The organism is Synergistes jonesii (assembly GCF_000712295.1).
Classification (GTDB): Bacteria; Synergistota; Synergistia; order Synergistales; family Synergistaceae; genus Synergistes; species Synergistes jonesii.
Genome location: NZ_JMKI01000008.1, coordinates 20414 through 32869, shown reverse-complemented (window position 1 = coordinate 32869; position 12456 = coordinate 20414). Strand labels below are relative to the sequence as shown.

Here is a 12456-nt window from a genome sequence, read left to right as displayed (position 1 = left end):
GCACTGGGGCCGCCGCGGCGGCCCCAGTGTAATTTCCCGGCCTTCTGCGCCCTGCAATATTGCAATAACTTCCGCTTGACAACCGCGCCGATTTGGTTATGATGCTTATAGCGACTTTAAATAAAATATCTCTATAACATGACAAAGGAGTGGGCGATATGGCGAACATCGATATGAAGGCAATGTTTTCGCTGACCTACGGCATGTATGTAGTCAGCACTAACCTTGACGGCAGGCTGAACGGGCAGATCGCAAACACTGTGATGCAGATAACCTCGGAGCCTCTGTGCGTAGCTACCTGCCTCAACAAGGCTAACCTTACGACGGAGCTGATCTCGAAGAGCGGGGTCTTTTCCGTTTCCGTGCTTGAGCGCGACGTGCCGATGACTTTCATCGGCCAGTTCGGCTTCAAATCGGGGCGCGACATAGACAAATTCGCGAACGTCAAATACAGGATGTCCGAGGGAGGCACACCGCTCGTCGAAGACTGGTGCGCCGCGGCGTTCGACGCGAAAGTCGTGCGCACGGTCGACATGCCGAGCCACATCCTTTTCGTCGGCGAGGTGCGCGAGTCGGTATTCTTCAAAGAAGCGCCTCTTCTGACCTACGGCGAATACCACAGCATCAAGAAGGGCAAGTCGCCAAAGACGGCGCCTACTTTCGGCTTCAACGCGCTCAAATAGTCATGAGGCCTCTGGAGAGCGCCGAGGCGAGGGCGGCGAGCAGGCCGATATTTGAAAAAATTTACGGGGATTACAACAGGCGTATCTATGTTTCGCCGGACCCGCTGCAATTCCTGTACGGCTACGAAAGCGCGGCGGACCGCGAAGTCGTCGGGCTGATCGCCTCGGCCCTCGCCTACGGCAGGGTGGCGCAGATATTGAGGAGCGTGCGGCGCGTCCTTGAGGCTTTAGGAGAGCATCCCGCCGAATATCTGAAGCGGAGCGGGCGCGGCGAATACGAAGAGAAACTCGCAGGCTTCGTGCACAGGTTCACCGACTGCGCTTCCATCTGCGGCTTTCTGGGCGCGATAGGCGGCGCACTGCGCGAATACGGCTCCCTGGAAAAACTGTTTCTCTCGGGGTGGCGCGGCGATATTTACGGTGCGATGGAAAATTTCGCCGGCGCGATGAACGCCTACGCCGGCTGCGAGAATTCCTTCCTCCTGCCTCGTCCGTCGAAGGGCAGCGCCTGTAAGCGCATGGCGCTCTATCTGCGCTGGATGGTGCGGCACGACGACGTCGACCCGGGCGGCTGGCGGGAAATCTCTCCCGCCGACCTGATCGTCCCGCTCGATACGCACCTCTTCAACATAGCGTCGACGCTCGGCCTCTGCTCGCTGAAGAGCGCGAACGGCAGGGCGGCCGCCGAGATAACGGAAAATTTCAGGGAGCTCTGCGCGGAGGATCCGGTGAAATATGATTTTTCTCTGACGCGTTACGGCATTCGCGAAGAGATGACGGTGGAAGAGCTCTTCGAAAAGTGGCACTGCGGCAGGGGGCGCTGACGCGGCGCCGCTTGCTGTTTACCTGGCCGCGCTGTGATGCTATAATTTCACAAAACGAAAAGGAGGCTGCGGCAGGGATGATTTCTTCGATACTTCCTTACTGGGATCAAAACATCGACCTTGACATAGCGCCGTGGGTTCCTTACGGCAGAGATTTTTCGCCGGTCTCCGTCAACGGGCTCTACAATCCGCTGCTCGGGGGGGTCGCCGGGCTCGCGTTCGAGATGAAGAGCGAATTTTTATATCTTCGCAGCTTCAAGAGCGGCAACATCGGGACGATGGCGAGGCAGAACATGATCGACCCCCAGCGCAACGAGACGACGGAGCTGGGCTTTACGATGGTCTTCGCCTATTCGGAACAGTTAGAGCATTCGGTGCTCCCTCTGCTTCGTAAATTCCCCGGGCTGATGGCCGGCCTGACGCTTTGCGACATCTGGGACGGAGACGTGCTCGTCGACGAATGCAAGGTGCTTATGCTGATCGACGAGGATCCCTTCTTCAACGAAGCGGATTTCATCCAGTCGCTTCACCGCGCGTTTCAGAGACACTGCGGGCTTGAAAAGTCGAACATTTCGTTTTTCGCCGAGAAGTTCGGCTACAGGCGCTGCTCGATAAGCTACGAGACCGACGACCTTACTCAGATGCGAGTGACGCAGGCGCTCTTCGATATGGAGCTCGACGCGACCAAGGAAGTCCTCGGCCCGGCTCCGGAGCTGAAGGTCCCTCCGCTTCCCGCGATGGGGATCGAAAAGGCCGACAGATAGCGGATAAAAGCTGCGGGACGCGCTTCATCGGCGCGCCCCGCAAAAATTTTTCCGCAGAACGTTTCCCTATTTGTATTCGGCGAGAATCTTCGACAGCTTGGCGTCGTCGATATTGCCTCCGGAGACGACTATGCCGGTCTTCCTTCCGTTTATCGGAGCCCTGCCGGCTAGCGCGGCCGCGATCCCGGCTATGCCGGCGCCCTCGATGACGTAGCGCTGTTCGCGGAACATGAACGCTATCGCGCGCGCCAAATCTTTTTCCGTCACTTCGAGTATCCCCTTCACGCGCGTCTTGGCGAGAGTGAGCGTGCTCTGCGGGATTCCGCCGTACAGCCCGTCCGCGATCGATTCCGCGTAGGTCACTTCCTTGACTATTCCGTCCCGCCACGAGACGACCCAGGGGTTCGACGCTTCGCTTTGAACGCCCCAGATTTCGACGTTCGGATTGAGGGCCTTCGCCGCTATCGCCGTTCCGTTCAGCAGCCCGCCGCCGCCGGCCGGAACGAGAAGCAGCTCTATATCCGGGACGTCCGTGAACATTTCGAACGCCGCCGTGCCCTGGCCTGCGATGACGGTAGGATCTTCGAACGACGATACGTACGTCATGCCCTGCTTCGCCGAATATTCGTGCGACTCCTTCTCGGCGAAATCGTAATCGCCCTCGGTGACTATCAGCTCGACGAATTCTCCGCCGAGCCATTTTATCGCGGCCTTTTTTGTTTCGGGACAATCCTTCGGCACGAAGATCTTCGTCTTGACGCCGAGTTCCTTCGCAGCCATCGCGACGCCCTGTCCGTGGTTGCCGCTCGAACAGGTCACGACGCCGAGCGCGCGCTCGGACGGCGTCAACGTGTTCATCTTGTAAAGGGCCCCGCGCACCTTGAACGATCCGCAGATCTGAAGGTTCTCAAGCTTCAAATAGACCGGCGCGCCCGCCCTTTCGCTGAGCTGTCGCGAATATTCGGCAGGCGTGTGCCTCACGCGCTCTTTTAAAAACTTATAGGCCTTGAGCACGTCGGTGATGGTCGGGTCAAAGGGAAGTTTATCCATCGCTTCGCCTCCATAACGCTTTGGTTTGTTTAATAATATTACCATAAAAATATACTTTTTATGGTAAAGCCTGCGGGCTGCTGCAAATTTTTTATAAAGGGGCGCCGAAGCGCGCTTTCCCAGAGAAGTTTGCAAGGCTCGTTCGCGTCGAATCGAAAGTGCGTAAAAAGACTGGATTTTATTGCCGTAAATTTTAAAAATTCTTCGGATAACGTGCAAAAAAGGCCAGAAATGTGAGATAATTAAATGTGAATTTGGTTTGAGCGGATGAATCATGGACTTGACGGATTTGGAGGAAATTGGATGACGATAAGAATTCAAAACGAAGATTTCGACGCAGAGGCGCTCGCCGCGATAGGCATAATCCTTCAGCAGGGAGAAGCGGAGACGCTCCCTCTCGACCCGCTGCGCGGGGATACGCGCGATTTCTGCCGCCGCGTAGCGGTAAACGAAAAATTTAAAGCGGAAGCCGGCTCTACCCTCGTGATCCCTGTGGCGGAGAAGAACGTCCGCTGCGTCGTGCTCGCCGGCACTGGCAACGAGGAAGAAAGCACTCTCGACGCCCTTCGCGAAGCTTCCTTCCGCATCGCGCGCGCCGCGGCCGGCAAAGGGCTGCCGTCGCTGTCGATAACGATGGCGGACGCCTCCGACGAGAGCCGATCGCGCGCCGTCGCCGAAGGAGCCTCTCTCGCCTCTTACCGCTTCGACAAGTACATCAAAAAGGACGAAAAAGACAAGTTCGCTCCCGTCGAAGATATCGTGATAGCGGGCGGCAGCGAAAAGGGCGCGGCGCTCGGCGCGGCGATGGCCGAGGCTCAGATGTGGGCTCGCGACCTGGCGAACGAGCCGGGCAACGTGATAACCCCCGTCGCCTTTGCCGAAAGGGCGAAGGCGCTCGCGGAGGAGCTCGGCATCGACTGCGAGATATGGGACGAAAAAAGAATAGAGGAGGAAAGGATGGGCGCTTATTACGCGGTAGGCAAGGGGTCGGCGAATCCGCCGCGCTTCGTCCGTCTCACATACGCGCCGAAAGACGGCGCCAAGGGGCACATCGTCCTCGTAGGCAAGGGGCTCACCTTCGACAGCGGCGGGCTCGATATCAAGCCCGCGGAATACATGCTGACGATGAAGGGCGACAAGAGCGGCGCCTGCGCCGTGCTCGGCGCCATGCGCGCGATAGTGAAGCTCGCTCTTCCTTGGAAGGTCAGCGCCATCGTTGCCGCGGCGGAGAATATGCCCGGCGGCTCTTCGTACAGGCCGGACGACATAGTCCGCGCGCGCAACGGCAAAACGATAGAAGTCTTCAACACGGACTGCGAAGGAAGGATGACCTTGGCCGACGCGCTGAGCTATGCGTCGGAGCTGAAGCCGGACATGATAGTCGACATAGCGACGCTGACGGGGGCCTGCGCCGTGGCGCTCGGCTCGACCTCGGCGGGGCTTTTCACCAACGACGAAGAATTCGGCGGTAAGGTCCTAGGCGCGGCTAAGGCCTGCGGGGAACGTATGTGGAAGCTGCCGATGGACGACCCGAACCTCCGCAAACTGCTCAAATCGCCTGTAGCCGACCTCGTCAACGGCGCGGGACGTTACGGCGGGGCGATAACGGCGGCGATGTTTCTCGAAGAGTTCGTCGAGAAGGGCATTCCATGGGCTCATATAGACATGGCCGCCGTCGATTTCGTAAAATCGCCGTACAGTTACTACGTTAAAGGGGAATCTGGATATGGAGCGCGAACGCTTGCGGAGCTTGTAGCGGAATTGTAAAAGATGGCAGAGAACAGAAGAAGAGATTCACTTGCGCTTATAAACGGAGTCATCTATCCGATGGCCTATCCCGGCCGCGCGCAGGCGGTTTTCTCGCGCGGTGGAGTGGTAGAGGCGCTCGGCACCGACAAAGAGATTCTTGCGCGCTGCGATACGAAGACCGTAGTGCTCGACATGAAGGGGCGCTATGTGCTGCCCGGCTTCACCGACACGCATATCCACCTGATCGCGGCGGGGCGCAGCCTCGAGACGCTCGACCTCAGCGGCGCGCGTTCGATCGACGAACTCGTCTCGTCCGCTAAAAAATTCCTCAGCGAAAATCCAGTGCCTCAGAACGGCTGGTTCTACGCCCGCGGCTGGAATCAGAACAACATGGACGAGAACCGCTTCCCCGACAGAGGCGACCTTGACGGAATCTCGACGGAGCTGCCGCTCTTTTTTGAACGTTCCTGCGGCCACATCGCGGCGCTGAACAGCAGGGCGCTGGAAACGCTGAACATAGTGCCGGGCTTCCGTATCGCCGGAGGCGTCATCGAGACGGATGCGAAGGGCGTACCGAACGGGATAATCAGCGAAACCGCGGTGAACTGGGTCAGGATGAAACTCCCGCCCCATTCGAAAGAATCGCTGCGCCGCTGGTATTCGATAGCGGCCGACAAGCTCGTCAGCCACGGGATAACCTCCGTGCAGACGGACGACCTCGAGATAGCCGGCAGCGTTCAGGAAATTTTCGATCTCTACGAGTCCATCGAATCGGAGGAAAAGATTCCGCTGCGCATATCCCATCAGTGGTGCCTCCGCGACGGCGACGAGCTCGCCTCCTTCATCGAAAGCGGAAACAATAAAAGAAGCGGGCGCTACTTCCGTTCCGGCCCGTTAAAGATACATGTCGACGGCACGCTCGGCGCGCGCACGGCGGCGCTTCGCGAAGAATACTCCGACGACCCGGGAAACCGCGGAGTCTACTCCCACTCTCAGGGAGAGATGAACAAACTCGTCAGAAGGGCGCAGGAGGCGGGCATGCAGGTCGCGTTTTACGCGATCGGCGACGGAGCGATAGAGCGCTGTCTGAACGCGGTCGAAGCGGCGAAGGACGCGGATAACGCCGATATGGCGCACAGGATAGTCCACTGTCAGGTCGGAGGCGCGGACCTTTACGCGCGTATGGCTTCTCTCGGCGTGATGGCCGACATACAGCCGGCGTTCGTCACCTCCGACTGGCCGATCGTAATGCATCGCCTCGACGCCGAGCGCGCACGCTGGAGCTATGCGTGGAAGTCTCTGATCAACGCGGGCATTCCGGTCGGCGCAGGCTCGGACGCTCCTTCGGAGTCGCTCGACCCGTTCATCGGCATACGCGCAGCGATACTGCGCCAGGATCTGAACGACAAGCCGGAGCACGGCTGGATGCCGTCGCAGCGCCTCGACAGGGTGGAAGCCTTTTCGCTCTACACGAGCGGCGGAGCGAACATCTGCGGGGAACTGCCGTGGCGCGGCACGCTCGAACCCGGCAAGGCCGCGGACATGGCTGCGTTCATGAACGATCCGTTCACGGTGTCGGAGAACGACCTGCTGAACGTGGAAAACGGCCTTACGGTGGTCGACGGCAGGATCAGATTCATAAAATAGGATAAAGCTTGTCCGATAAAGAAAACACTGTCAAATCAGCTCCCCTTCCCGAAATAGAGTTGAATGGGCAGGTGGAGCGCCTTACATACCACAATGCGGAGAACGGCTATACCGTTCTCCGCTTGAGTGTGCGCGACCACGCGGACCTTATCACCGTTGTCGGCTGTATGGCCGAGCCGGCGCCGGGAGAGATGCTCTCGGTCACGGGACGCTGGGAGAAAAATCCGCGCTACGGCATGCAGCTGCACGCGACGAAATGCGAGCCGGCCATTCCGGCGACGACGGAGGGGATAGAAAAATTCCTCGCCTCGGGGCTGATACGCGGCATAGGCCCGTCGACCGCGAAAAAAATCGTCGAAGAGTTCGGCGGGGACACCATTTCCGTGCTCGACGAGGAGCCTGAACGCCTTACGCATATCCGCGGTATAAGCGCGAAAAAAGCCCAAGAGATCGCCCAGTCCTGGCGCGAGCGACGCGAGATAAGGGAAGTGATGGTCTTCCTGCAGGGCTACGGCATAGGGGCGGGCTACGCGATGCGCATATTCCGCCAGTATGGAGAGGGCACGATAGCGGCGCTGAAGGAAAATCCCTACCGCATGGCGCAGGACGTCGCCGGTATAGGCTTCACGATAGCGGACAAGATAGCGCGCAAATTAGGCATCGCGCAGGACTCGCCGCTTCGCGTCCGCGCCGGAGTCCACTACGCGCTTAACCAGCTCACGGCGGAGGGACACGTCTTCGTGCCGGCCGAAATGCTCGCGACCCATACCGCTCAGACTCTGCTCGTCGGCGCCGAAATGGCGCGCGAGGGGATAGAGCAGGCGAGGATCGCGGGGCATATCACGGTAGAAAAATACACCGACGAGAGCGGCATGGAGCGGGATGCCGTCTATCTGCCGGCATTTCATTACGCCGAGACGGCGTCGGCGAAAAAACTGCTTTCGCTGATAGACGAGCCTTACAACGGCCAATTCGTCAACTGCGACGAGGCTCTGCCGTGGCTTGAGCGCGAGATGGGGATAACTCTCGCCGAAGCGCAGCGCGAAGCGATAAGGACGGCGGTAGGCTCGAAAGTTATGGTCATAACGGGCGGCCCCGGAACCGGCAAAACGACGATAATCCGCGCCGTGCTCCGCCTGCGCGAGGAGGGCGGCTTCAACGTGATGCTTGCCGCGCCTACCGGACGCGCCGCGAAGAGGATGGCCGAGGCGACCGGACACGAGGCGAAAACTATCCATAGGCTTCTCGAATACACCGGCAGCGGCTCGCATCCGTTCGAGAGCGCTTCCTCGCCGGGTGCGAACGGCTTCTTCATGCGCAACGAGGGCAACCCTCTCTCCTGCGACCTTTTGATCGTCGACGAGGCGTCGATGGTGGATCAGATACTCTTCCACCATTTGCTGAAGGCCGTGCCGAAAGGGGCGTCTCTGATATTCGTCGGCGACGTCAACCAACTGCCGTCGGTTTCGCCGGGCAATGTGCTGAAAGACCTCATCGATTCCGGCGTCTGCCCCGTCGTAGAACTGCGCGAGATATTCCGTCAGGGGCGCGAGAGCCGCATAATAGTCAACGCCCACCGCGTCAACAGCGGGCTCATGCCCCTTCTGCCGGAGAATCAGCGAGGCGAGATTTCAGATTTTTATTTCATAGAGCCAGCGGTCGATAAAAGCCTCGGCGAAGAGGAGTACAAAGAGCTGCTCGACGCGAAGGTGCTGCGGACGATAAAAAAACTTGTCTCCGAAAACATCCCAAAACGTTTCAACTTCGACCCCGTGGACGACATACAGGTGCTGGCTCCGATGCACAACGGAATGCTTGGAACGAAACGTCTCAACATAGAACTGCAGAAAATCCTGAACAGGGGGCGGGGGGCATCGGTGCAGCGCCTTGAGCGTGTCTTCAAAGAGGGCGACAAGGTGATGCAGATAAAAAACAACTACGACAAAGACGTCTACAACGGCGACATCGGTACGATAACGAAGGTGGACGGCGAGGAAGCGCGCGTCACCGTGAAAATGGACTCCGGCTTCGTGAACTACGAATTCGCCGAACTCGAAGAGCTCGTCCACGCTTACGCCGTTTCGATACACAAATCGCAGGGCTCCGAGTATCCGGCCGTCGTCATCCCGCTGCTCACTCAGCACTACGTAATGCTTCAAAGAAACCTGCTTTACACGGCTATAACGCGCGGCAAAAAATTAGTCGTGATAGTCGGGCAGAAAAAAGCGCTGCGCATAGCGGTCGAAAACGACAAAACGCGGACGAGATACACGCGCCTCGCCGAGCGTCTGAAAAACCGCAGCCGAGCGCCGGAAAAGCCTCCCTTCGACTTCGCCCCCGACGACGACGAGCTTGAACGCATGTTCGAAGAGGCGGAGGATGGAGAGAAAGAAAATTCGCATCGCGCTCCGGCTCGTCCGCCACGAGGCTGTATGGATCAGAAACCGTAATGGGAGCACATACTGATGATTTTTACAGCTTTGCGCCCACCATTTACTTCGTACGCCAGGCGGTGTTTGATGTTAACGCGCCTGCAATAAGCTCCCCGAATATCGCCGACGAGCCTTTCGTGGCGGCTACTGAAAAGGGTCGCTTCTAATGACATCTATTAAGGCGGCCGCCTTGCACTCGGATCCAGTGCCCTTTAAATTACGTACGTTGTCCACTATGCTTTTGCGAAAATCCTAATCGCTTGCAAGGCGGAAGGTGCGGCTGTATACTGTGATCCTTTTTCCACAAAATTTACGTAGGAATAGGGGCCGTTACAGGCCCATCTTTTGTCTGGCGCGGCAGCTCCTCTTGTGGGCGGCTATCTCAGCAGGTCCAGCAGCCCCATCGTGAATATCGGGAAGTATGTGAATAGCAGCAGGCAGAGGACCATCGCGATGAAGGACGGCAGGATGGCCTTCGAGATGTCCTCTATGCTTTCGCCCGATATCGCGGACGCGACGAAAAGGTTTATTCCGTACGGCGGCGAGATGAAGCCGCACGCCAGGTTGACCGTGATGATGAGCCCGAAGTGTATCGGGTCCATGCCTATCGTCTTGACGACAGGCAGCAGTATCGGCGTGAGGATTATCACGGCCGCTATGTTGTCGACGAAGCAGCCCAGTATCAGCAGGAATACGTTTATCACCATCATCAGTATGATCGGGCTGTGCGCGAGGCCGGTCATCCAGGCGGCTATGTGGGCCGGGATCTGGGCCATCGCAAGGTAGCTCGCGAAGGCCATCGAGAGCCCTATCATAAATTCCGTGGCGCCGTTTATCAGCCCCGTCGTGCGCAGGCATTCGTAGAGGGTTTTGCCGTCGAGTTCTTTGTAGACGAATTTGCCTATGACTACGGAGTAGACGACGGCTACGACCGCCGCTTCCGTCGGCGTGAATATCCCCCCGTAGATGCCGCCCAGGATTATCACGGGGACGAGCAGCGCCCAGAAGGCTTCTCTGAAGGCCTTGACGACGGTAGAGAATTTCGGGCGTTCGGAGACGCTCAGGTAGTTGTGTTTTTTCGCCGTGCAGTAGCATACGAGCATCAGCGCGGCGCCTATAATGACGCCCGGGACGATGCCGGCGATGAACATGTCGCCGATCGAGCACTGGGCGACTATGCAGTAGATGACGAAGGGGATGGAGGGCGGTATGATGACGCCTATCGTCCCCGCCGCCGCCGTGATGGCCGCGGCGAAGCCGGCGTCGTATTTGCGCTCTTTCATCGAGGGGATCATGAAGGAGCCGATAGCGGAGACCGTCGCCGGGCCGGAGCCGGAGATCGCCGCGAAGAACATGCAGGCGAGCACCGTCACCATCGCCAGCCCGCCGGTGATGTAGCCGACTAAGCTCTCCGCCAGGTTGACTAAGCGGCGCGAGATGCCTCCGTTGCACATCAGCGCTCCGGCTAAGATGAAGAAGGGGATCGCAAGGAGCGGGAAGGAGTCGAGACCGGTCACCGATTTCTGCGCGAGCATCGTCATCGGTATGTCCGACGTGAGCCACATAGCGACGCCGGTGGAGAGGCCGAGGGTGATGCCGATGGGGATGCTGAGCCCTATCGTTATGATGAGCAGAGAGAAAAGAATAAGCGCTTCCATTTATACCATCTCCTCGAGTTCCTGCCGCTTCGCTTCGGCGCCTACAGGCGCTCCCTTATATATCTTGTACATTTCGATCATCAGGCGGACGCACATCAGCGCGCAGCCTACCGGCACTGAGGCGTAGGGCCACGTCATGGGGATGTCCATAGCGGCCGACGCCTGCTCGGATTCGTGGATGAAGAGGACGAGCTCGCTGCCCAGCCACGCCAGAACGAAGCTGAAGGCGAACCATATTATCAGTATGAAGTATTCAAAAATCCTGCGCTTTTCGCCCTTCATCATATTGGCGAACATTTCGACGCGGAAATGGCTGCGCTCCTTTACCGCGTAGCTCGCGCCTATCCAGGAGAGCCAGAGGAAGATAAAGCGCGCAAGCTCTTCGCTCCACGAGAGGGAGTTCGAGAAAATATATCTCATAACGACTTGGATAAAGACGAGAACGGTCATTATTGCCATCGTCCACACGCAAAAATATTCTTCAAAGTTGTCAAGGAATTTCTTAACGGTCATAAGACGAACCTCCCATAACGCCTTACGCGCGCCCCCCTGACGGAGGACGCGCATATAGGCCGCTGACGCTAAAGTGTTATTTCTGGACTTTTCTCGCTATGTCCATGATTTCTTTGCCGAGGTCTTTTTCAAACTGCCCGTAGACTTTCTTCGTGGCTTCTACGAAGGGCTTTTTCTCTTCCGGCGTGAGCGGGTTGACCTGCATTCCGGCTTTGATACATTCGTTTTTGAAGCCGTTTTCCATCCCGGCTATTGTTTTGCGCTGCTCGACGGCGAAATCGTGAGAGGCCTTTACTATGATCTCGCGCAGGTCGGGGGGAAGCTTGTCCATGAATTTTTTATTGGCGATAAGCATCGTCACCGAGAAGACATGTCCCGTCTCTGATACGTATTTCTGCACCTCGTAAAATTTACCGTCCACTATCATCGCATAGGGGTTCTCCTGCGCGTCGACCGTGCCCTGCTGCAGAGCGGTGTAAAGCTCGCCCCAGCTCATCGGAGTGGGGTTGGCTCCCAGCTCTTTGAAGAAGGCGATGTGCATCGGGTTTTCCATCGTGCGGATCTTCAGCCCCTTGAGGTCCGCCGGGCTCTTGATGGGGCGCTTGCTGTTGGTCACGTGGCGCATGCCGTTTTCCTGATAACCGAGGACGACGAAGCCCTTGGACAACAGATACTGATTCAGTTTGTTCCCGAGAATGCCGTCAAGAGCTTCGAACGCTGTTTTTCTACTGGTAAAAAGATAGGGCAGGTCAAGGACTTGAACTCTCTTGTCGAAGCCGGCAAGGGCGGAGCTCGCAGGCAAGGCCATCTGAATCGTTCCCATCTGCACGCCCTCGCAGAGCTCGCGGTCGCCGCCGAGCTGCGCGTTGGGGTAAAGTTCCACCTTGATCTTGCCCTTTGAGAGCTCCTCGACCTGCGGCTTAAATATCTTATTCATAGCGAGCATGTCGGCATGGGTTTCGGATACTATTGAGCCGACCTTGATCGTGTACTCCGGAGCGGCGGACGCTGCGCCCGCCGCCATGACTGCAATAAACACCGTTAGAGCAATAAGTTTTCTCATGATAAATATTTCTCTCCTTCTTAGTAGGTCAGTAAGCTGATCGTTAGTGCAAAATGCGCATACGTCCGTCGCT

Annotated in this window: 10 protein-coding genes; 6 read left to right on the top strand and 4 right to left on the bottom strand. The window is 57.8% G+C overall.

Features of this window, described 5'->3' with window-relative positions:
* Window positions 1–158: 158 nt before the first annotated feature.
* The 3 genes from EH55_RS03110 to EH55_RS03100 all read left to right on the top strand — a co-directional run bounded on the left by EH55_RS03110 (window position 159) and on the right by EH55_RS03100 (window position 2271).
* Entirely contained in the window at window positions 159–683 is a 525-nt protein-coding gene (locus EH55_RS03110) for a flavin reductase family protein (protein WP_037974674.1), read from the top strand.
* 2 nt (window positions 684–685) lie between these two features.
* Window positions 686–1507 carry a TIGR02757 family protein gene (locus tag EH55_RS03105; protein ID WP_037974672.1) on the top strand — a complete coding sequence of 274 codons (822 nt, stop codon included), beginning with the start codon at window positions 686–688 and terminating at the stop codon, window positions 1505–1507.
* A 77-nt stretch (window positions 1508–1584) separates the two neighbouring features.
* Window positions 1585–2271 carry a hypothetical protein gene (locus EH55_RS03100; protein WP_037974670.1) on the top strand — a complete coding sequence of 229 codons (687 nt, stop codon included), beginning with the start codon at window positions 1585–1587 and terminating at the stop codon, window positions 2269–2271.
* Between the two features lie 66 nt (window positions 2272–2337).
* On the opposite strand, the gene EH55_RS03095 is transcribed toward EH55_RS03100, so the two are convergent.
* A complete protein-coding gene (locus EH55_RS03095) occupies window positions 2338–3321 on the bottom strand; it encodes a threonine ammonia-lyase (protein WP_037974669.1) in 984 nt (327 codons plus the stop codon).
* Between the two features lie 303 nt (window positions 3322–3624).
* Here EH55_RS03095 and EH55_RS03090 point away from each other — a divergent pair, with 303 nt between their 5' ends.
* The 3 genes from EH55_RS03090 to recD2 are packed head-to-tail and all read left to right on the top strand — an operon-like array spanning window position 3625 to window position 9167.
* A complete protein-coding gene (locus EH55_RS03090; protein ID WP_037974668.1) occupies window positions 3625–5088 on the top strand; it encodes a leucyl aminopeptidase in 1464 nt (487 codons plus the stop codon).
* Window positions 5089–5091: 3 nt separating this feature from the next.
* The gene (locus EH55_RS03085) at window positions 5092–6717 is read left to right on the top strand and encodes an amidohydrolase (protein WP_037974667.1); all 1626 of its coding nucleotides are present in this window, start codon (window positions 5092–5094) and stop codon (window positions 6715–6717) included.
* Between the two features lie 8 nt (window positions 6718–6725).
* Window positions 6726–9167: an SF1B family DNA helicase RecD2 gene (gene recD2, locus EH55_RS03080; protein WP_051682595.1), complete on the top strand. Its 2442-nt coding sequence runs from the start codon at window positions 6726–6728 to the stop codon at window positions 9165–9167.
* Window positions 9168–9526: 359 nt separating this feature from the next.
* Here recD2 and EH55_RS03075 read toward each other — a convergent pair whose 3' ends face one another.
* From EH55_RS03075 to EH55_RS03065, 3 genes are all read right to left on the bottom strand, one after another.
* Complete coding sequence (locus EH55_RS03075) at window positions 9527–10807, bottom strand: TRAP transporter large permease (protein ID WP_037974664.1); 1281 nt, start codon at window positions 10805–10807, stop codon at window positions 9527–9529.
* Entirely contained in the window at window positions 10808–11320 is a 513-nt protein-coding gene (locus tag EH55_RS03070; protein ID WP_037974661.1) for a TRAP transporter small permease, read from the bottom strand.
* A 76-nt stretch (window positions 11321–11396) separates the two neighbouring features.
* Window positions 11397–12383 (bottom strand): TRAP transporter substrate-binding protein, encoded by a 987-nt coding sequence (locus tag EH55_RS03065; protein WP_037974659.1) that lies wholly within the window; start codon window positions 12381–12383, stop codon window positions 11397–11399.
* Window positions 12384–12456 lie beyond the last annotated feature (73 nt).